Here is a 20,451-nt window from a genome sequence, read left to right as displayed (position 1 = left end):
AAACAAAAGGGCCATTCAAGAATTGAATGACCCTTATAAAATCCCGCAGAGCGGGTAATCGTGGCGTCCCCTAGGGGACTCGAACCCCTGTTACCGCCGTGAAAGGGCGGTGTCCTAGGCCACTAGACGAAGGGGACACAAACCTTCTGACTTGATCAGTGCTGAGAACTGATCGATTCAAGGACCGTGTGGCCAGACCTTGAACCTGTAATTGGTGGAGCTAGACGGGATCGAACCGTCGACCTCTTGCATGCCATGCAAGCGCTCTCCCAGCTGAGCTATAGCCCCGGATTTTTCGCCTCGCGGCGGAGCGACATCTTGCAACATCGCTTCTGTAAAACTGGCGTCCCCTAGGGGACTCGAACCCCTGTTACCGCCGTGAAAGGGCGGTGTCCTAGGCCACTAGACGAAGGGGACGCAAACCCTTCTGTACAACTGATCAACGCTGAGTGTTGATCGCATCAAGACCGGTGTGGCCAGGCCTTGAAGTGTAAATTGGTGGAGCTAGACGGGATCGAACCGTCGACCTCTTGCATGCCATGCAAGCGCTCTCCCAGCTGAGCTATAGCCCCTCATCGCTGAGGACGGGGCGAATCTTAAGGGCGTATCGGAGGGCTGTCAAATTTATTTTCAACAAATTTGAAAATTTTTTGCCGGGATAACAATCACTTACCGACAAACCCCGGAAAACCGGGGTATGTCCTGCCTCATTGAACGCTTACGCGATCGCGCCCAGCAGTTTTTCCCACTCCTTGTTTTCCTTCTTCGACACACCACCGAGCAGATCGATGGCCTGGCGCAGGCGAAAACGGGTGAGGTCCGGCCCGAGGATTTCCATCGCATCGAGCACCGACACCGAGCTGGCCTGGCCGGTAATGGCGGCGAACATCAGCGGCATGGCATCGCGCAGTTTCAACTCCAGCGATTCGACCACGGCCTGGATGGTCGCGGTGATGCTGTCCTTCTCCCATTGACGCAGGCTTTCGAGCTTCCACAGGATCAGTTGCATCAACTGGCGCACCTGGTCGCCCGAAAGCTTCTTGGATTCGAACAACTTCGCATCCGGCGTCACGCCGCCGGCGAAGAAGAAACCGGCCAGCGGGGCGATCTGACTGAAGGTCTCTACCCTACCCTGCACATGAGGAGCGATCTTCATCATGTACTCAGGGTTCAATGCCCACTTCTGCACACGTGCGGCGAACTCCTCCACCGGCAGGTCCCGCAGCCACTGGCCGTTGAGCCACGACAGTTTCTCGACGTCGAAGATCGGCCCGCCCAGGGACACGCGCGACAGATCGAAATGCTCGACCATTTCCTGCAGCGAGAACTTCTCGCGCTCGTCCGGCATCGACCAGCCCATGCGTCCCAGGTAGTTGAGCATCGCCTCGGGCATGAAGCCCATGCGCTCGTAGAACGTCACCGAGGTCGGGTTCTTGCGCTTGGACAGCTTGCTCTTGTCCGGGTTACGCAGCAGCGGCATGTAGCACAGCTGTGGTTGCTCCCAGCCGAAGTATTCGTAGAGCAGGATCAGTTTCGGCGCCGACGGCAGCCATTCTTCACCGCGCAACACGTGGGTGATGCCCATCAAGTGATCGTCGACCACGTTGGCCAGGAAGTACGTCGGCAGGCCGTCGGTCTTCATCAGCACTTGCATGTCCATGCGATCCCACGGGATCTCGACATCGCCACGCAGCATGTCCGGCACCACGCAGACGCCTTCGGTTGGCACCTTCATGCGGATCACATGGGGCTCGCCAGCCGCCAGGCGACGAGCGACTTCTTCCTTGGACAGCAGCAGCGCCCGGCCGTCGTAGCGCGGGGTTTCGCCACGGGCCATTTGCTCGGCGCGCATCTGGTCCAGCTCTTCGGCGGTGCAGAAACACGGGAACGCATGCCCCATGTCCACCAGTTGCTGGCAATATTGCTGGTAGATGTCACCACGCTCGCTCTGGCGATACGGACCGTGCGGGCCGCCGACGTCCGGGCCTTCGCTCCAGTCGATCCCCAACCAGCGCAGGGCGTCGAAGATCTGCTGTTCGGACTCGCGGGTCGAACGCAACTGGTCGGTGTCCTCGATCCGCAGAATGAACTCGCCGCCATGCTGCTTGGCAAAGCAATAGTTGAACAAAGCGATGTAGGCGGTGCCGACATGGGGATCGCCAGTGGGCGAAGGCGCGATGCGGGTGCGGACGGTGGTCATGGCATGTCTCGGAAAGAATATAAAAGCGAAGATCAAACAGGGGGCGAATGGTAACAGGCGATGGCGGGCGGGCTCCAGTGAGAGCGGGATTTGTGTCGCCAGTCGTCAGACCGAATCGCCCCCATCGCGAGTAAGCCCGCTCCCACAAGGGATCATTGGGCGATTCGATCGAACTCTGGGGGCGAGCTTGCTCGCGATGACGCCCTTAAGGTCGCCACACAACCTCAGACAACCAGCAAACGCTCGCGCAACTTGCCAATCTCATCGCGCAACTGCGCCGCCGCCTCGAACTCCAGGTCCCGGGCCAACTGGTACATCTTCTCTTCCAACTGCCGGATGCGCTTGGTGATTTCGCTTGGCGAGCGCAGTTCGGCCTCGTAACGAGCGCTCTCTTCGGCCGCCTTGGCCATGCCCTTGCGCTTCTTGCTGCGCGAGCCGGGCACGGTGGCGCCCTCCATGATGTCGGCGACGTCCTTGAACACGCCTTTGGGGGTAATGCCGTTGGCCAGGTTGAAGGCGATCTGTTTGTCGCGACGGCGCTCGGTCTCGCCGATGGCCCGCTCCATGGAGCCGGTGATGCGGTCGGCATACAGAATCGCCCGGCCATTGAGGTTACGTGCCGCACGACCGATGGTCTGGATCAACGAACGCTCGGAACGCAGGAAACCTTCCTTGTCGGCGTCGAGAATCGCCACCAGCGACACTTCCGGCATGTCCAGGCCTTCGCGCAGCAGGTTGATCCCCACCAACACATCGAAAGTGCCCAGGCGCAGGTCGCGAATGATCTCGACCCGCTCCACCGTGTCGATGTCCGAGTGCAGGTAACGCACCCGCACGCCGTGGTCGGCCAGGTAGTCGGTAAGGTCTTCGGCCATGCGCTTGGTCAGCGTGGTGACCAGCACTCGCTCTTCCAGCGCCACGCGCTTGGAGATTTCCGAGAGCAGGTCGTCCACCTGGGTCAGCGCCGGGCGCACCTCGACTTGCGGGTCCACCAGCCCGGTCGGTCGCACCACTTGCTCGACCACCCGCCCGGCATGCTCGGCTTCGTAGTTGCCAGGGGTGGCCGAGACAAAAATCGTCTGCGGGCTCACGCTTTCCCATTCATCGAAGCGCATCGGCCGGTTGTCCAGGGCCGAGGGCAGGCGGAAACCGTATTCCACCAGGGTTTCCTTGCGCGAACGGTCGCCTTTGTACATGGCGCCGACCTGGGGCACGCTGACGTGGGACTCGTCGATGACCAGCAGGGCATCGGCCGGCAGGTAGTCATACAAGGTGGGGGGTGGCGCGCCCGCCGGACGGCCCGACAGGTAGCGCGAATAGTTTTCGATGCCGTTGCAGTAGCCCAGCTCCAGGATCATCTCCAGGTCGAACCGGGTCCGCTGCTCCAGACGCTGGGCTTCCACCAGCTTGTTGTTCGAACGCAGGTATTCCAGGCGCTCCTGCAACTCGACCTTGATTCCTTCGATGGCGTCCAGCAGGGTTTCCCGGGGCGTCACATAGTGGCTCTTGGGGTAGAACGTGAAGCGTGGCAACTTGCGGATCACTTCACCGGTCAGCGGGTCGAACGCCGAGAGGCTCTCCACTTCATCGTCGAACAGCTCGATGCGAATCGCTTCCAGGTCCGATTCCGCCGGGTAGATGTCGATCACATCGCCACGCACCCGGAACGTCGCCCGGGCGAAATCCATGTCGTTGCGGGTGTACTGCAAGTCCGCCAGGCGCCGCAGCAAGGCGCGTTGGTCGAGTTTGTCGCCACGGTCCACGTGCAGCACCATCTTCAAGTAGGTTTCCGGGCTGCCCAGGCCGTAGATGCACGACACCGTGGTGACGATGATCGCGTCCTTGCGCTCGAGCAAGGCCTTGGTCGCCGACAGTCGCATCTGTTCGATGTGATCGTTGATCGAGGCATCCTTCTCGATGAAGGTGTCCGACGACGGCACGTAGGCCTCGGGCTGGTAGTAGTCGTAGTAGGAAACGAAGTATTCCACGGCGTTATTCGGGAAAAACGCCTTGAACTCGCCGTACAGCTGCGCCGCCAAGGTCTTGTTCGGCGCCAGTACCAGGGTCGGGCGCTGAATCTGGGCGATCACGTTGGCGATGCTGAAGGTCTTGCCCGAACCGGTCACACCGAGCAACGTCTGGTGCGCCAGCCCGGCCTCGATGCCCTCGACCATCAGGCGGATGGCTTCCGGCTGATCGCCGGCGGGCTGGAAGCGGGTGACTAGCTGGAATTCAGACATGACATAACCTCTGGATTCACCCCTGTCGGCCAGCCGACAGGAACGAGAAAGACCGAAACGACGGGTGTCGCCCGAGGAAAAAGCTGGGATGCACACAATGTGGAGGTGAATGCCTTCGCTTTCAAGACGAACGTCCTACACGCCTTGAAGACTTTGACGCGGCGAAAGGACTAACGGTCGAAAAAAATCGAAAAAACTTAGCCTGAAAGCCGAATCGCCTGTCGCCGTGCCGAGTGATGGCCTCTATACTAGCTCCCCGTTTGTGCACCGCTCTAGTGCATTCGGCTGGAGCGCCACACCTCCCCTCACTCTCCATTAGAGCCGCGCAATAATGAGCCTGTTTTCCGCTGTCGAATTGGCACCCCGCGACCCCATCCTGGGCCTCAACGAAGCTTTCAACGCCGACACCCGTACCAACAAGGTCAACCTGGGTGTGGGTGTTTACTGCAATGAAGAGGGGCGTATTCCACTCCTGCGCGCCGTTGTCGAGGCCGAGACGGCTCGCGTGGCTCAGCACGTTTCCCGTGGCTACTTGCCGATCGACGGCATCGCCGCCTACGACCAGGCCGTGCAGACCTTGCTGTTCGGCAAGGATTCGCCGCTGATCACCTCCGGTCGCGTCATCACCACCCAGGCCGTGGGCGGCACCGGTGCACTGAAGATCGGTGCCGACTTCCTCAAGCAACTGCTGCCTGACGCCGTCGTCGCCATCAGCGACCCAAGCTGGGAAAACCACCGCGCCCTGTTCGAAACCGCTGGTTTCCCGGTGCAGAACTACCGCTACTACGACGCCGCCACCCACGACGTGAACCGCAGCGGCCTGCTGGAAGACCTCAACGCCCTGCCCGACCGCTCCATCGTTGTGCTGCACGCCTGCTGCCACAACCCGACCGGCGTGGACCTGAGCCCGGAAGACTGGAAAAACGTGCTGGCCGTGGTCAAGGCCAAGAACCACGTTCCGTTCCTGGACATGGCCTACCAGGGCTTTGGCGCCGGTATCGACGAAGACGCGGCGGCCGTGCGCCTGTTCGCCGAGTCGGGCCTGACCTTCTTTGCCTCCAGCTCGTTCTCCAAGTCGTTCTCCCTGTACGGCGAGCGCGTCGGCGCCCTGTCGATCGTCAGCGAATCGAAAGAAGAAAGTGCCCGCGTGCTGTCCCAGGTCAAGCGCGTGATCCGCACCAACTACTCCAACCCACCGACCCACGGCGCCAGCATCGTCGCCGCCGTGCTCAACAGCCCGGAACTGCGGGCCCAGTGGGAAGCCGAGCTGGCCGAAATGCGCCTGCGCATTCGCGGCATGCGCATCCAGATGGTGGACATGCTGGCCAAGGCCGCCCCGCACCACGACTTCAGCTTCGTCGCACGCCAGAGCGGGATGTTCTCCTACTCCGGTCTGACCGTTGAACAAGTGACACGCCTGCGCAACGAGTTCGGCATCTATGCCCTGGACACCGGCCGCATCTGCGTGGCCGCGCTGAACCAGAACAACATCGATGCGGTGACCAAGGCCATCGTACAGGTGATCTGAAGGTCTCTGTAATGAAGAACGGGAAGCCATGGCTTCCCGTTTTTTTTGAGCCCGCACACCGCCCCGTGGCGAGGGAGCTTGCTCCCGCTGGGCTGCGAAGCGGCCCTAAAGCCAGCCACCGCGGTGTGTCAGACTGATTGGCTCAAGCATTTCCTGGGGCTGCTACGCAGCCCAGCGGGAGCAAGCTCCCTCGCCACAAAAAGCCTCCAGAACTACAACTCCGTCGCCCGCTGGCTCGCCGCATCGTCGTACACGACGTACAGCGACTCGGCCACCTGGCTCTTGATCGCCTTGGTACTTTCCAGCCCCAGGACAAAACCCTCGGCCTTGCCCCCGGCACGGTTCAATTCCTCAGCCGTGCTGGCCTGGGTGATGGCGTCGTACAGTTTCTCGGCATGAGGCCCCACACCCTTGGGCAAGCTGATCTGGGCGGTACTCACAAGAGCACCTCGGCGCGGCGGGCACTGAGAAGAGGTAACAGGTGGTTCATGGCGCGTACCTTAATGTCGGCGAATGGCCGGCAGCGCATCCTGCCACTTCCGGGCGACCATGGTAGTCCTCTCCTGCCCTGACGGTAACTGCCAATCGTTGATTGACCGTCAAAGGGCACCAGGAATGCGCCGTGCGGCAATGGACGCTTGACTTCTCTTTTCCAATCAGTAACATACGCGCCATTCCGCGATAGCTCAGTTGGTAGAGCAAGTGACTGTTAATCACTGGGTCCCTGGTTCGAGTCCAGGTCGTGGAGCCAGATAGCAAGCAATCAAGCCCCTGAATCGAAAGGTTCAGGGGCTTTTTTGTGGGAAAAATTTAAGCGCAGCTGGTTGAAAAGACTTGCCGAGGTCGCTACAGGAACAATAATCCGGCGCCAAAAAGGCATTATGGTCTGAATCCTGCTTTCTTTTTTCCAACAACCCAAGCTGTCACGTGAGCGTCATGACAGGGCCGCAAACTGGCTCTGTCCGCCAACAACAGCTTCATAAAAACAAGGACGAAGGTATGCCCACACAAAACCCCCATCGCATCGTCGGCCTGTGCACCTCCAGCAAGGTGTACAACGTGCTGACCGAACTCAAGCAACTCGAAGGCCACCGCAGCGCCAAGTTCCTTTCCCTACTGACGGAAAACCTGGTGCGCAAGGGCCTGCTCAACGAGCAGGAAGTGGTGCACATGCTCGATCTGGTCGTCGATTGAGCGGCATCGATTCCTACTATTGAGCCGGTTGATTTTTCGTTACCCCCACTGAGTCGTAAGGTAACCCCATCGATTGATGGAGGTTTCCCATGCCCAAGGTTCAAATCATGTCTGTCATTGGCAGCGCCGTCCCTGCCCCACTCCGGGAGCTCGGGTTGCTGGCCTGCTGGTATCTGGTGCAAGACGGCGTGACCATCAGCGGCCCGCTGACTTCACTGCCCGCCGCCCAGGCCCTGTCGCAACGCATCGGCCCGTATCTGCTGAGCGCCTAGGGCAACTGCACCCGCGGCGTGGTTTCGACGAACAGGGCCCAACTCGACATGAACAGCGCGGCGATCAGCGGCCCGATCACGAAGCCATTGAGCCCGAACACCGCCAGCCCGCCCAGTGTCGAGACCAGCACCATGTAGTCGGGCATCTTGGTGTCCTTGCCCACCAGGATCGGGCGCAGGAAATTGTCCACCAGGCCGATCACGAACACCCCGAACAGCGTCAGCACCACGCCCTGCCAGATCGCCCCGGAAAGCAGGAAATACACCGCCACCGGCGCCCAGACGAGGCCCGCCCCCACCGCTGGCAACAACGACAGGAACGCCATCAGCACCGCCCAGGGCAACACCGTCGAAATCCCCAGGACCCAGAAGATCAGCCCACCCAGCGCCCCCTGGCTGATGGCGACCAGCAGGTTGCCTTTCACCGTGGCGCGCACCACTCGATTGAACTTCAGCTGCAGGCGGCGCTTTTGGTGTTCCGCCAAGGGAATGGCCATGCGCACCTTACGCACCAGCTCCGCGCCGTCGCGCAGAAAGAAGAACAGCAGGTAGATCATCACGAAGAAGCTGACCATGAACTGAAAGGTGCCCTGCCCGAAACTGAAGGCCTGGGTGGCGAAGAACTCGCTGCCCTGCATCGCGCTCCTGACGATCTTGTCGCGCAAGCCGTTCAGGTTGCCCAGGCCGAAGCGGTCCAGCAGGTGCTGAAAGTACGGCGGCAAGGCATCCTTGAAACGGGCCAGGTAATCGGCAATGTCCAGTTCTCCGCTTTCCAGGCTCTTGTACAGCGCCGCGCCTTCCTGGACCAACAACGTACTGATGATGATCACCGGCAAGATCGCGCTGACCACACAGATGCTCAACGTGAACAGCGACGTGACATTGCGGTGCCAGCCGAATTTCAACTGCAGGCGGCGCTGCATCGGCGCAAAGACGATGCCCAGGATCACCGCCCAGAACACCGCGCCGTAAAACGGCAGCAGAATCCAGATGAACGCGATGGTGACCAGCACCAGGAGCAGCATCTGGGCTTTGTTTTGCAGCATCTTTCGATTCATCAGCTTTCCATGTCCTAAGGCGGGATAAACATTAGTCAGCCAGGACTCGTGGGAGTGCCTTCTCGTTTGCGCCGTGCATTGATTCAGATCAATAAGGCCTGGCCGACCATGGGCTACCCTCGCCGCCTTTTGCGATCCGACGCCATCATGACCCTCGCCGCCCCCGAACTGCTGGCTCCCGCCGGTACCCTGAAAAACATGCGCTATGCCTTCGCCTACGGTGCCGATGCGGTGTATGCCGGCCAGCCGCGCTACAGCCTGCGGGTGCGCAACAACGAGTTCGACCATGCGAATCTGGCCTTGGGTATTGCCGAGGCCCAGGCCATGGGCAAGCGCTTCTACGTGGTGGTGAACATTGCCCCGCACAACGCCAAGCTGCGCACCTTCCTCAAAGACCTTGAACCGGTGATCGCCATGGCGCCGGACGCGCTGATCATGTCCGACCCGGGGCTGATCATGCTGGTGCGCCGGCACTTCCCCCAGATGCCGATTCACCTGTCGGTGCAGGCCAACACGGTGAACTGGGCGAGCGTCGAGTTCTGGCAGCAGCAGGGCTTGAGCCGGATCATCCTGTCCCGGGAACTGTCCCTGGAGGAAATCGCCGAGATCCGCGAGCAGGTGCCGGCCATGGAATTGGAAGTGTTCGTCCACGGAGCGCTGTGCATGGCTTATTCCGGGCGCTGCCTGCTGTCCGGCTATTTAAACAAGCGCGACGCCAACCAGGGCAGTTGCACCAATGCCTGTCGCTGGAAATATGCGGCACAACCGGCGGTGGAAAATATCGTGGGCGACATTGTGCAGAGCTATCAGCCCGAGCCGACCCTGGGTCTCGGCGCGCCCACTGACCAAGTGTTTTTGCTCCAGGAAGCCAACCGCCCGGAAGAATCCATGCCGGCCTTCGAGGACGAACACGGCACCTACATCATGAATGCCAAGGACCTGCGCGCCGTACAACACGTCGAGCGCCTGGCGCGCATGGGCGTGCATTCGCTGAAGATCGAAGGCCGGACCAAGTCGCACTTCTATTGCGCGCGCACCACCCAGGTGTATCGCCGGGCCATCGATGACGCGGTGGCCGGCCGGGAATTCGATCGTGGCCTGATGACCGACCTGGAGTCCCTGGCCCAGCGCGGCTACACCGAAGGTTTTCTGAGGCGCCACGTGCACGACGAATACCAGAACTACCAGAACGGCAGCTCGGTGTCGGAGCGCCAGCAGTTCGTCGGCGAACTGACCGGCGCACGGCGCGAACGCCTGGCCGAAGTGCGGGTGAAGAACCGCTTTGGCCTGGGGGATCACATGGAACTGATGACCCCCAAGGGCAATTTCCACTTCGACCTGCATCAGTTGCAGAATGCCAAAGGCCAGGGCATCGAGGTGGCACCGGGGGATGGACACGTGGTGTACCTGCCCATCCCGGATGCGGTGGACCTGCGGTTTGGGTTGTTGATGCGCGATGTGCGCGAGTTGCCTGCCTGATTATGGCAATGTGGCAATGTGGCAATGTGGCGAGGGAGCTTGCTCCCTCGCCACTTACCCGGCAGGAACTGCCGAAGGCTGCGATCCTTCTTTCTCGATAAGACCCGGTTGCCCGGGTGAAAACATCTGGATCGAGAGCAAAAGATCGCAGCCTTCGGCAGCTCCTGCTGCGCCGGATCAGATCCGGAACTGCCCCACCAGCTTGCCCAGGCGCTGGCCCAGGTCAGCCAGGCTGCGGGAGGTCTGGGCGCCGAGTTGGGTTTCGTCGGCGACGCTGTCCACGGCCACGGCGATCTGATGCACGCTGCGGTTGATTTCCTCGGCCACCGCGGTCTGTTCTTCGGCAGCGCTGGCGATCTGGGCGTTCATCGAGTTGATGGTGCCGATCAGTTGCGCCATGGTGTCCAGGGAGGCGCCCGCCTCGTTGGCCCGTTCCGAGGTGCCGTCGCCGGCCTCACTGGAACGGCGCATCGCTTCCACCGCCGCGTGGGTGCCTGATTGCAGGCGATCGATCATGCCCTGGATTTCCTGGGTGCTCTGCTGGGTCCGGCTGGCCAGGGCCCGTACTTCATCGGCCACCACCGCGAACCCACGCCCCGCCTCCCCGGCACGCGCGGCCTCGATGGCGGCGTTGAGGGCCAGCAGGTTGGTCTGCTCGGCAATCGAACGAATCACTCCGAGCACGCTGACGATCGAGGCCACGTCCTGCTGCAGGCTGTCCAGGGACACGCCGCTGCTGCGGATATCGTTCACCAACGCATGAATCTGCTGGATGCTGCCGGCCACCACACGCTTGGCCGATTGTCCTTCCTCGTCGGTCTGCTGGGCCGCGACAGCGGCACCCTGGGCGCTGCGGGCGACTTCCTGGGCGGCCGAGGACATCTCGTTGATCGCCGTGGCGACCTGATCGGTTTCGTGGCGCTGGCGTTCCATGGCCTGTTCGGAGCGCTGGGCCTGCTCGGAGACTTGCGTCACCAGCCCGGTCAGTTGCGAGGTCATGTCGGTGATCTGCCGCACCAGGCCGTGGATCTTGTCGACGAAGCGGTTGAACGAACCGGCCAGTTGGCCGAGCTCGTCCTGGCTGGTGATGGTCAGGCGACGGGTCAGGTCGCCCTCGCCCGCGGCGATGTCGTCGAGGTTGTCTTTCATCAGGTGCAGGGGACGCAGGATCGCATTGGCCAGCAACAGGCCCACGACCGCGATCACCAGCAACACCACGGCGGCGATCCCGACAATGCTCAATATCACGCCTTGTACACGATCGTGGACCTTGGCTTCCACCAGGGCCACCTGGGCCTCGATGCCGTCCAGGTTGACTGAGCTACCGACTGCCAGGTCCCACTTGGACAGGTACTCGGTGTAGCCGAGCTTGGGCACCAAGTCCTGGCTGCCGGGCAGTGGCGAGCTGTATTCCAGATAATGCGTTCCGTCCTTGGCGACTTTCACCAGGTCGCGGTTGACGTAGACACCGTTCGGGTCGCGGTTGTCCTTGAAACTCTTGCCAACGCCATCGGGGCTGTTGGCCTTGAACAGACGAATGGTCTCGGAGTCGTAGCCGAAGAAATAGCCGTCCTTGCCGTAGCTGATGTTCGACAGCAGCTTGATCGCCTGGGCACGCGCTTCATTATCGCCAGGCGTAGCGGCATCGTAGAGCGGCTTGATCGCGGTCAGGCCCACTGCCACATAGTTCTGCAGCGTGGCCTTGGCCTCGCTGAGCAGGCGTTCGCGGGTCTGCTGGACCTCTTTGCTAGCTTGCTCCTTCAAGATGAAAGCCGTGGTCAGGCTGATGATCACGGCGGACAGCAATACCGGCAGTATCGCAAGGGACAGGACTTTAGCCTTCAGGCTCAGGCGCATGCTGTTCACTCTTGTAGGTGTTATTGGCGTGGTTAGCTGTATTAACGGCACCGCACGGCAAAACTGTAGGACAGGTTTAACCGGCTATCGCGTACAGATAGCAACTTCTTCGCGGGATTCAAAGGACTCATCGCGAGCAAGCCCGCTCCCACAAGGGATCGCTGGTGCACACATATTCTGTGTTCATTGCGGATCCAGTGTGGGAGCGGGCTTGCTCGCGAAGGATGCGACTCGGTCCTTGAGCCCTGTTGAATCAGCCTTACAACACCATCGCCGCCACCCAACCAAACACCAGCAGCGGCAGGTTGTAGTGGATGAAGGTCGGGACCACGGTGTCCCAGATGTGATGGTGCTGGCCGTCGATGTTCAGGCCGGAGGTCGGGCCCAGGGTCGAGTCCGAGGCGGGCGAGCCGGCATCGCCCAGGGCGCCGGCGGTGCCGACGATGCAGACGATCGCCAGCGGGCTGAAGCCCAGTTGCAGGCACAGTGGCACGAAAATCGTCGCCAGGATCGGCACCGTGGAAAACGACGAGCCGATGCCCATGGTCACCAGCAGCCCCACCAGCAACATCATCAGCGCGCCAATGCCCTTGTTGTGGCCGATCCAGGCCGCCGAAGACTCCACCAGGCTCTGGACTTCGCCGGTGGCCTTCATCACTTCGGCGAAGCCTGAGGCCGCGATCATGATGAAGCCGATCATCGCCATCATCTTCATGCCTTCGGTGAACAGGTCGTCAGTCTCGCGCCAGCGCACCACCCCCGACAGCGAGAAAATCAGGAACCCGACCAGGGCGCCGATGATCATCGAGTCCACCAGCAGTTGCACCGCGAACGCCGCCGCCACCGCAAAACCGGCCACCATCAGGCTCAGTGGGTTGTAGCGCACGGCCACTTGCTCGACCCGGGCGATTTTCTTCAGGTCATAGACGCGCTTCTTGCGGTAGGAGAACAACGACAACAGCAGACCAAACACCATGCCCAGCGCCGGGATGCCCATGGCATGGGTGACGTTGATGCCGCTGACGTCCACACCGCTGCGGGCGATGTTGGCCAGGAGGATTTCGTTGAGGAAGATATTGCCGAAACCAACCGGCAGGAACATGTAGGGCGTGATCAGGCCGAAGGTCATGACGCAGGCGATCAACCGACGGTCCAGCTGCAACTTGGTCAGCACATAGAGCAGCGGCGGCACCAGCAACGGAATGAAAGCGATATGGATCGGCAAAATGTTCTGGGAGGCGACCGCGACCGTTCCCAGCAAACCGATCAGCACCCATTTGACGCCCCTGCCGCCGGCAGTGTCCTGGCGATCCACCAGGGCCAGGGCTTTGTCCGCCAGGGCGTGGGCCATGCCGGACTTGGCAATCGCCACGGCGAAAGCGCCGAGCAAGGCGTAGGACAGCGCCACCGTCGCACCACCACCCAGGCCGGCATTGAACGCCTTGAGCGTCGCCTCGATCCCCAGGCCACCCGTCAGGCCACCCACCAACGCACCGATAATCAGCGCGATCACCACATGCACGCGGGCCAGGCTGAGCACCAGCATGACGCCAACCGCGGCAATTACTGCATTTATCATCATTACCTCAAAGCACAGCGATGGAAAGCCACCGGACAAAAAGGTCGCGACTTTGCAGCAAGCGGCGGCAAGCTGCAAGGGCCGTGGGGCGGGTTTTCAAATCTCGCAATATTGACGACCACCACCGCCCCACCCTTGTGGGAGCGAGCTTGCTCGCGATAGCGATCTTTCGGTAGCTATCCATGTGGCTGAACTGACGCCATCGCGAGCAAGCTCGCACCCACATGAGGGCGGCGCCATGCGATAGAGGTCAGCGCTTGGGCAACTCAATCACGACCTTCAATCCACCCCACTCGCTGTCGTCCAACGCCAGCAGGCCACCCCAGGTGTCGACGATGTCCCGCACGATGCCCAGGCCCAGGCCGTGTCCATCGGTCTGTTCATCCAGCCGCGTGCCGCGGCTGAACACCTGGTCGCGGCGATCCCTGGGGATGCCCGGGCCGTCGTCTTCCACGGCCAGGCTGAATCCGTCGGCTGTCTCGGTCATGGTCAGGCGCACTTCGGCGTCGGCCCATTTGCAGGCGTTGTCCAGCAGGTTGCCCAACAGCTCCAGCAGGTCTTCACGATCCCACGGCAGGTGCAGGCCCGGCGGGGCGGCGTAGCTCAGGTGCAGGTGTTCGCCGTGGATCATGTTCAGCGTGGCGAGCAATCCCGGCAGCTCGGCATCGCAGTCCAGGTGCGCGCCGGGCAAGGCATCGCCGGACAAGCGGGCGCGGTTGAGTTCCCGGTTCAGGCGCTGGCGGACCTGCTCCAGTTGATCGAGCAGCAGCTTGCGCAACTCGGGATACGGATCGAGCTTCTCGTTCGAAGCCAGGCTTTGCAGCACCGCCAGCGGGGTCTTCAAGGCATGGCCGAGGTTGCCCAATGCGTTGCGCGAACGCTTGAGGCTGTCCTCGGTGTGGGCCAGCAGATGGTTGATTTGCGCCACCAGCGGTTCCAGCTCCCGTGGCACCTGTTCGTCGAGTTGCGAACGCTGCCCGCGCTGCAACTGGGCAATCTGCTCCCGCGCCCGGTCCAGCGGACGCAAGGCGCGGCGCACGGTGATGCGTTGCAGCAACAGAATCAACAGTAACCCCGCCAACCCGAGCCCCAGGCCGATCTGCTGCATTCGGCGGAAGCTGTCACGCACCGGCGTGTAATCCTGGGCCACGCTGATGGAGATCGCCTGGCCCAGCCGTCGATAGTCGGTGCGCAGCACCAGCAGCTTCTGGCCCTCGGGCCCCAGTTGCAGGTTGCTGTGCAGGCCCGGGTGGTCGAGCCGGGGCAATTCCTGGTCCCACAGGGAGCGGGAGCGCCAGTGCACATCGGCAAAGTCGATACGGAAATAATGCCCGGAAAACGGCCGCTGATAGGCCGGCGACAAGCGTCGTTCATCCAGTTGCAGCCCCTGCGGGCCGCGCACCAGGGCCACCAGCAGGTTTTCGCTGTCGTTGCGCAGCCCGGCTTCCAGGTAACGCTGCAAGCCCAGCTCGAACAACCACAGGCTGGTCTGTGCCAGAACCAGGCCGACCACCACCATCACACCGATCAACCCCAGGCTCAGGCGCCGCTGGATGGATCTCACTGCGCCTGCCCGCCGAACAGGTAACCCTGGCCGCGACGGGTTTCGATCACGCTGCGGCCCAGCTTGCGCCGCAGGTGATTGACGTGGACTTCAAGCACGTTGGAATCGCGCTCGGTCTCACCGTCGTACAGGTGTTCGGCGAGATGGCTTTTAGAAAGGATCTGCTCGGGATGCAGCATGAAATAGCGCAACAGGCGGAACTCGGCGGCCGTGAGCTGGATGTCGGTGCCGTCGCGGACCACGCACTGGCGACTCTCATCCAGGTGCAACCCGGCCGACTTCAGCGTCGGCTGGTTGACCTGGCCGTGGGAGCGGCGCAGCAACGCCTGGATCCGCAACTGCAGCTCTTCAGGATGAAAAGGTTTGGTCAGGTAATCGTCGGCCCCGGCCTTGAGGCCTTCGATGCGCTCGGCCCAGGAACCGCGTGCGGTAAGGATCAACACTGGCGTGCTCAAGCCACCGGCACGCCATTGGGCGAGCACCTCAAGCCCCGGCACGCCCGGCAGGCCGAGATCGAGGATGATCAGGTCGTAGGGTTCGCTGCTGCCCTGGTATACCGCGTCGCGACCATCGGCGAGCCAGTCGACGGCGTAGCCCTGGCGTGCAAGTCCGGCCATCAGTTCGTCGGCCAGGGGCACGTGATCTTCCACCAGAAGCAGGCGCATCAGTCTTCCTTATCTTTGAGTAAGCGGCCGGTCGCGGCCTCCAGGTCCAATTCGCGCACGACGCCGTCGGTGTCCAGCAACTCGACCTCATAAATATAGACGCCGTGTTTCTCCTCCAGCTCGGCTTCCAGCAGTTTGGCGCCCGGGTGCAGGTCCAGCGCCTGTTGCAGCAGTTGCTCCAGCGGCAAGATCACACCCTGCTGGCGCAGTTGCAGGGCCTCGTCCTGATCCAGGTCCCGGGCCACGGCCAGCGAACAAAACGCCAGCAGCGCCAGCGCCCATCGATTATGGGCGCGCAGATTAAGCTTCATTACGTATCCTGATGATTCTTGAGCACCTTGCCGTTGGTGGCGTCCAATTCCAGATCCCACTCAATGCCCTTCGTATCGCGCAAATCCACCTGGTAAATGTACTTGCCGTACTCTTCGTCCAGCTCGGTATCGGTCAAGGTGGCGCCAGGGTGTTCGGCCAGGGCAGCGGCGTTGAGTTTTTCAAAGGACAGGATGGTACCAGCGTCTTGCAGTTTGCGGGCTTCGTCCGTGTCCAGGTCTCGTGCGTGAACCAGGCTGGTTCCCAGTGCCATCAGGGTCGCGATAAAAAAGGCAGTCAGGCGGTTCATGGGGTATCTCCTTCTTATAATCTTTACCGGGGGGACTGTATCGGGGTGAACTTAACTGAAACTGAATGGCCATCATGGGACCCACATCAATAACAAGGTTTTGTGTCGTTATAATCAGCCGCTTACCCGCATTCGAGACCGGTATGACCGCCATCCACATCAAGTTTCCCGCCCTCACCCTCAAGGCCGGCCCCCGTGCGTTCGCGCGGATTCGCCAGGCCGGCTTGAACGCCGCCGACGTCGGCATCCTGCCGGGCGCTGCCGGTGGTCCCAAGGCCCTGGGCATCCAGGGGCTGGACTTGGCGCTGTTCGACGAATGGCTGCCCGCCGCGCCCCGGGAGCGCTCGCTGATCGGGGCCTCGGTGGGTGCCTGGCGCTTCGCCAGCGCCTGCCTGCCGGATGCCGCCGAGGGCATCCGGCGCCTGGGCACCTTGTACAACGAACAAAGCTTTGCCAAAGGCGTGACCATGGCCGGGGTCAGCCAGAGTTCGCAACGCATGCTCGATGATTTGCTCGACGGCCGCGATGCGTCGATCCTCGATAACCCGCGATACCGGCTCAACATCATGGTGGTCAAGAGCCACGGCCTGCTGGCCCAGGATCATCGCGGCCGACTGGGCCTGGGCTTGTCGTCGGTGATTGCCGACAACTTGCGAGGTCGGGCACGGCTGTCGCGGCATTTCGAACGGCTGATCATCCATGACCCGCGCCTGGCCCCGCCCCTGCATCCGTTGAATGACTTTCCGTCACGTTTCGTTCCGCTGGCGGCCGGCAACCTGCGCCAGGCCCTGCTGGCCTCGGGCTCGATCCCGATGGTGATGGAAGGCGTGCGCGACCTGCCGGGCGCCGGTGCCGGCACCTACCGCGACGGCGGTCTGCTGGACTACCACCTCGACCTGCCCTACAGCGGCGAGGACATCGTGCTCTACCCGCATTTCACCGACCGGGTCATTCCCGGCTGGTTCGACAAGGGCCTGCCGTGGCGCCGGGGCAACGTCGACCGCCTGCAAGACGTGCTGCTGCTGGCGCCGTCCCGTGAATACCTGGCGCGCCTGCCCTACGGCAAGCTGCCAGACCGTAACGACTTCAAGCGGTTCATGGGCGATGACACGAGCCGCCGCCAGTACTGGCGCACGGCGATGGACGAAAGCCGCCGGCTCGGTGACGAGTTCCTGGAACTGACGGCCAACGGCAGGTTGGGCGAGCGTTTGCTGACCCTTTAGTCAGCACGGTCGCGCAACACCGTTATCAAACTGATAAACTCCGCCGCCTGCCTCGCGACCGCTACCTTAAAGAGCCCGAACCTGTGGAAATCTTCAAAGAATTTACCTTCGAATCCGCCCACCGCCTGCCCCACGTGCCGGACGGCCACAAGTGCGGCCGCCTTCACGGCCACTCGTTCAAAGTGGCGATCCACCTGAGCGGCGACATCGATCCACACACGGGCTGGATTCGCGACTTCTCGGAAATCAAGGCGATCTTCAAGCCGCTCTACGAGCGCCTGGACCACAACTACCTCAACGACATTCCTGGCCTGGAAAACCCCACCAGCGAAGTCCTGGCCAAGTGGATCTGGAATGAATTGAAGCCTTTGCTGCCGGAACTCAGCGCCATCCGCATCCATGAGACTTGCACCAGCGGTTGCATCTACCACGGCGAATAACCCCTTTCCTTGTGGCAAGGGAGTTTCCTGTGGCGAGGGAGCTTGCTCCCGCTGGGCTGCGCAGCAGCCCCAAAAGCAGCGACTCGATTCAACCTGATACACCGCAATCTCAGGCTTGAGGACCGCTTCGCGGCCCAGCGGGAGCAAGCTCCCTCGCCACAAGGGTGTCTCCCCTGCTCAATGGCATTGGCCTATGCTCTAGCCCCTGAGCCATTTTCAGGGGAGTATCGATCATGACCCACTGGCCGCTGGATCAAACATACGACTTCAACGGGCACTGCATCCGCTACGCCATCCAGGGCGATGGCCCGCCGTTGGTGTTTGTCCACGGCACGCCCTTCTCTTCCTACGTGTGGCACCGGATCGCCCCGCTGTTCTTCGCCACCCACCGGGTGCATTACTTCGACCTGCTGGGGTATGGCCAATCCGCACAACCCGATGCCGAAGTGTCCCTCGGCGTGCAAAACCTGTTGTTCGCACAATTGCTGGAGCATTGGCGCCTGGATTGCCCGGATGTGGTGGCCCATGACTTTGGCGGTGCCACGGCCCTGCGCACGCACCTGCTAAACGGCAAGGATTACCGCAGCCTGACCCTGATCGACCCCGTGGCGCTGTCACCCTGGGGTTCGCCCTTTGTGCAGCATGTCCGCCAGCATGAAGCGGCCTTCAGCGGCCTGCCCGACTACATTCAGCGGGCCATCGTGCCGACCTATGTCCGCGGCGCGATCAAACGGGACATCCCGGACGCGGAACTGGCGCCCTACGTGCAGCCGTGGCTTGGCGAGCCGGGCCAGGCGGCGTTCTACCGGCAGATCGCGCAGATGGACGAACGCTACACCCGTGAAGCCGAGGGGCTGTATCCGAACGTGCGCTGCCCGACCCAGATCCTGTGGGGCGAGGATGATCAGTGGATTCCCATCGAGCGCGGCCGGGCCCTGCAACGGATGATCCCAGGGGCACAATTTCATCCCATTCCAAATGCCGGGCACCTGGTCCAGGAAGACGCGCCGGAGGCCATCGTCGCGGCGGTGTTGCGGTTCCTGCCATTGCATCTTGGTCCCTGAAGAAACCGCTCCCACAGGGAATTCCCTGCGAGTGAGATCCGTGTTCCAACTTGAATCACTCGCGCACCGCTTTTGGTCCCTGCGCCCACCCAATCCCCAGGATTGTCTATAAATAACCTCGCGATCACTCGCTTGGCACGGGCGCTGCACGTTTGCGATATACCCCTCATCCGCAAGGACCGCCACATGACTCAGAACGATCCAGGCAATGACTATCCCTTGAGCGAAGTCCCGATGCACGCTCGCAAGGGCCTGGCCTCCACGGCCATGGTGCTGCTGGGTTTCACCTTTTTCACCGCCACCATGTTTGCCGGCGGCAAGCTGGGGGTAGCGTTCGGTTTTGCCGAAATGCTCACGGTCATCGTCATCGGCAATCTGCTGCTGGGCCTCTACGCCGCCGGCCTGGGCTATATCGCCTTCAAGAGCGGGCTCAATTCGGTGTTGATGGGGCGTTTCTGTTTCGGCGAGGTGGGCAGCAAGCTCAGTGACTTGATTCTGGGGTTCACCCAGATCGGCTGGTACGCCTGGGGCACGGCGACTGCCGCGGTGGTGCTGGGCAAGTATTTCGAGTTGAGCGAGAGCACCGTGCTCGGGTTGATGGTGCTGTTCGGCCTGGGGTTTTGTGCCACGGCCTATGTCGGTTATCGCGGGTTGGAAATCCTCTCGTACCTCGCCGTGCCGGCCATGATGTTGCTGCTGATGCTGTCGATGTGGGTCGCGACGGTGAAGGTCGGCGGCTTCGAAGGCTTGTTGGCGGTGGTGCCGACGGGCAGCCTCGACTGGTCCACCGCCATCACGTTGGTGTTCGGCACCTTCGTCAGCGGCGCGACCCAGGCCACCAACTGGACGCGGTTCTCCCGCTCGGCGAAGGTCGCGGTGCTGGCGAGTCTGATCGGCTTCTTCCTCGGCAATGGGCTGATGGTGCTGATCGGCGCCTACGGAGCCATCGTCTATCAGCAACCGGACGTGGTCGAAGTGTTGCTGCTGCAGGGCTTCGCCATGGCGGCGATGGCGATGCTGCTGCTCAACATCTGGAGCACCCAGGACAACACCATCTACAACTTCGCCGTGGCCGGTTGCAACCTGCTGCGCACCCGTCGGCGCAAGACCGTAACCCTCGGCGGCGCGGTGATCGGCACGTTGCTGGCGCTGCTGGGCATGTACGATCTGCTGGTGCCCTACCTGATCCTGCTGGGCACCGTCATCCCACCCATCGGCGGGGTCATCATGGCCGATTTCTTCTTCCGCTGGCGTGGTCGTTATCCGCGCCTGGCCGAGGCGCAACTGCCGGCGTTCAACTGGCCCGGGCTGTTGGCCTATGGGATTGGCACCGTCGCGGCGTTCAATTCACCCTGGGTCGCGCCGCTGGTAGGAATCGCTGCCGGCGCGCTAACGTATGTGCTATTGATCAGCGTAATGGGTACTCGCACCGCTGATGCGTCCCTACAAAACCTCTAAAGGATTCGCCT

The 20,451-nt window shown here is 61.9% G+C and carries 18 protein-coding genes, 5 tRNA genes and 1 pseudogene; 9 read left to right on the top strand and 15 right to left on the bottom strand.

Features of this window, described 5'->3' with window-relative positions:
* Nucleotides 1–61: 61 nt before the first annotated feature.
* From TK06_RS00280 to uvrB, 6 genes are all read right to left on the bottom strand, one after another.
* Nucleotides 62–137, bottom strand: a tRNA-Glu gene (locus TK06_RS00280).
* A gap of 75 nt (nucleotides 138–212) precedes the next feature.
* Nucleotides 213–288: transfer RNA gene (locus TK06_RS00275), tRNA-Ala, on the bottom strand.
* Nucleotides 289–341: 53 nt separating this feature from the next.
* Nucleotides 342–417, bottom strand: a tRNA-Glu gene (locus tag TK06_RS00270).
* A 79-nt stretch (nucleotides 418–496) separates the two neighbouring features.
* Nucleotides 497–572: transfer RNA gene (locus TK06_RS00265), tRNA-Ala, on the bottom strand.
* Between the two features lie 146 nt (nucleotides 573–718).
* Nucleotides 719–2,200 (bottom strand): glutamate--tRNA ligase, encoded by a 1,482-nt coding sequence (gene gltX / locus TK06_RS00260; protein ID WP_014337445.1) that lies wholly within the window; start codon nucleotides 2,198–2,200, stop codon nucleotides 719–721.
* Nucleotides 2,201–2,424: 224 nt separating this feature from the next.
* Nucleotides 2,425–4,440, bottom strand: a complete 2,016-nt coding sequence (gene uvrB / locus TK06_RS00255; RefSeq protein ID WP_063320302.1) for an excinuclease ABC subunit UvrB — start codon at nucleotides 4,438–4,440, stop codon at nucleotides 2,425–2,427.
* A gap of 331 nt (nucleotides 4,441–4,771) precedes the next feature.
* On the opposite strand from uvrB, the gene TK06_RS00250 reads away from it, so the two are divergent.
* A complete protein-coding gene (locus TK06_RS00250) occupies nucleotides 4,772–5,968 on the top strand; it encodes an amino acid aminotransferase (protein WP_063320301.1) in 1,197 nt (398 codons plus the stop codon).
* Between the two features lie 212 nt (nucleotides 5,969–6,180).
* Here TK06_RS00250 and TK06_RS00245 read toward each other — a convergent pair whose 3' ends face one another.
* Nucleotides 6,181–6,408 (bottom strand): hypothetical protein, encoded by a 228-nt coding sequence (locus tag TK06_RS00245; protein WP_063320300.1) that lies wholly within the window; start codon nucleotides 6,406–6,408, stop codon nucleotides 6,181–6,183.
* Between the two features lie 235 nt (nucleotides 6,409–6,643).
* Between TK06_RS00245 and TK06_RS00240 the strand changes: the two genes are divergently transcribed.
* The 3 genes from TK06_RS00240 to TK06_RS00230 all read left to right on the top strand — a co-directional run bounded on the left by TK06_RS00240 (nucleotide 6,644) and on the right by TK06_RS00230 (nucleotide 7,434).
* Nucleotides 6,644–6,719: transfer RNA gene (locus TK06_RS00240), tRNA-Asn, on the top strand.
* A 248-nt stretch (nucleotides 6,720–6,967) separates the two neighbouring features.
* On the top strand, nucleotides 6,968–7,162 hold the full coding sequence (locus TK06_RS00235; protein WP_063320299.1) for a hypothetical protein: 195 nt from the start codon (nucleotides 6,968–6,970) through the stop codon (nucleotides 7,160–7,162).
* Between the two features lie 89 nt (nucleotides 7,163–7,251).
* The gene (locus tag TK06_RS00230; protein ID WP_003203898.1) at nucleotides 7,252–7,434 is read left to right on the top strand and encodes a hypothetical protein; all 183 of its coding nucleotides are present in this window, start codon (nucleotides 7,252–7,254) and stop codon (nucleotides 7,432–7,434) included.
* Here TK06_RS00230 and TK06_RS00225 read toward each other — a convergent pair.
* Nucleotides 7,431–8,492 carry an AI-2E family transporter gene (locus tag TK06_RS00225; protein ID WP_063320298.1) on the bottom strand — a complete coding sequence of 354 codons (1,062 nt, stop codon included), beginning with the start codon at nucleotides 8,490–8,492 and terminating at the stop codon, nucleotides 7,431–7,433. The genes TK06_RS00230 and TK06_RS00225 overlap by 4 nt on opposite strands.
* Nucleotides 8,493–8,639: 147 nt before the next feature.
* Here TK06_RS00225 and yegQ point away from each other — a divergent pair, with 147 nt between their 5' ends.
* Nucleotides 8,640–9,971 (top strand): tRNA 5-hydroxyuridine modification protein YegQ, encoded by a 1,332-nt coding sequence (gene yegQ, locus TK06_RS00220; RefSeq protein ID WP_063325034.1) that lies wholly within the window; start codon nucleotides 8,640–8,642, stop codon nucleotides 9,969–9,971.
* A gap of 177 nt (nucleotides 9,972–10,148) precedes the next feature.
* On the opposite strand, the gene TK06_RS33300 is transcribed toward yegQ, so the two are convergent.
* The 7 genes and pseudogenes from TK06_RS33300 to TK06_RS00190 form a co-directional block, all read right to left on the bottom strand.
* Nucleotides 10,149–10,904, bottom strand: a complete 756-nt coding sequence (locus tag TK06_RS33300) for a methyl-accepting chemotaxis protein (protein ID WP_371856978.1) — start codon at nucleotides 10,902–10,904, stop codon at nucleotides 10,149–10,151.
* Nucleotides 10,905–11,006: 102 nt separating this feature from the next.
* Nucleotides 11,007–11,828: pseudogene (locus tag TK06_RS33295) on the bottom strand (cache domain-containing protein); the annotation flags it as partial.
* A 259-nt stretch (nucleotides 11,829–12,087) separates the two neighbouring features.
* The gene (locus tag TK06_RS00210) at nucleotides 12,088–13,404 is read right to left on the bottom strand and encodes a Na+/H+ antiporter family protein (RefSeq protein WP_161951748.1); all 1,317 of its coding nucleotides are present in this window, start codon (nucleotides 13,402–13,404) and stop codon (nucleotides 12,088–12,090) included.
* 253 nt (nucleotides 13,405–13,657) lie between these two features.
* The gene (locus TK06_RS00205; protein ID WP_063320295.1) at nucleotides 13,658–14,971 is read right to left on the bottom strand and encodes a sensor histidine kinase; all 1,314 of its coding nucleotides are present in this window, start codon (nucleotides 14,969–14,971) and stop codon (nucleotides 13,658–13,660) included.
* Complete coding sequence (locus tag TK06_RS00200; RefSeq protein WP_063320294.1) at nucleotides 14,968–15,636, bottom strand: response regulator transcription factor; 669 nt, start codon at nucleotides 15,634–15,636, stop codon at nucleotides 14,968–14,970. Before TK06_RS00200 ends, TK06_RS00205 begins: the two co-directional genes overlap by 4 nt.
* Complete coding sequence (locus TK06_RS00195) at nucleotides 15,636–15,947, bottom strand: PepSY domain-containing protein (protein WP_063320293.1); 312 nt, start codon at nucleotides 15,945–15,947, stop codon at nucleotides 15,636–15,638. Before TK06_RS00195 ends, TK06_RS00200 begins: the two co-directional genes overlap by 1 nt.
* Nucleotides 15,947–16,255 carry a PepSY domain-containing protein gene (locus TK06_RS00190; RefSeq protein ID WP_063320292.1) on the bottom strand — a complete coding sequence of 103 codons (309 nt, stop codon included), beginning with the start codon at nucleotides 16,253–16,255 and terminating at the stop codon, nucleotides 15,947–15,949. Before TK06_RS00190 ends, TK06_RS00195 begins: the two co-directional genes overlap by 1 nt.
* Before the next feature lie 143 nt (nucleotides 16,256–16,398).
* On the opposite strand from TK06_RS00190, the gene TK06_RS00185 reads away from it, so the two are divergent.
* The 4 genes from TK06_RS00185 (at nucleotide 16,399) to codB (ending at nucleotide 20,440) form a co-directional block, all read left to right on the top strand.
* Nucleotides 16,399–17,478, top strand: coding sequence for a hypothetical protein (locus TK06_RS00185; RefSeq protein WP_063320291.1), 1,080 nt, complete (start codon nucleotides 16,399–16,401; stop codon nucleotides 17,476–17,478).
* Between the two features lie 83 nt (nucleotides 17,479–17,561).
* Nucleotides 17,562–17,918 (top strand): 6-carboxytetrahydropterin synthase QueD, encoded by a 357-nt coding sequence (gene queD / locus TK06_RS00180; RefSeq protein ID WP_003203918.1) that lies wholly within the window; start codon nucleotides 17,562–17,564, stop codon nucleotides 17,916–17,918.
* A gap of 233 nt (nucleotides 17,919–18,151) precedes the next feature.
* Nucleotides 18,152–18,982, top strand: a complete 831-nt coding sequence (locus tag TK06_RS00175; RefSeq protein WP_063320290.1) for an alpha/beta fold hydrolase — start codon at nucleotides 18,152–18,154, stop codon at nucleotides 18,980–18,982.
* 186 nt (nucleotides 18,983–19,168) lie between these two features.
* On the top strand, nucleotides 19,169–20,440 hold the full coding sequence (codB, locus tag TK06_RS00170; RefSeq protein ID WP_063320289.1) for a cytosine permease: 1,272 nt from the start codon (nucleotides 19,169–19,171) through the stop codon (nucleotides 20,438–20,440).
* Nucleotides 20,441–20,451: the final 11 nt, after the last annotated feature.

This window comes from Pseudomonas fluorescens (assembly GCF_001623525.1).
GTDB classification, from domain to species: Bacteria; Pseudomonadota; Gammaproteobacteria; order Pseudomonadales; family Pseudomonadaceae; genus Aquipseudomonas; species Aquipseudomonas fluorescens_Q.
The sequence above is the reverse complement of the archived record's forward strand: the minus strand, read 5'-3'. Positions and strand labels throughout refer to the sequence as shown.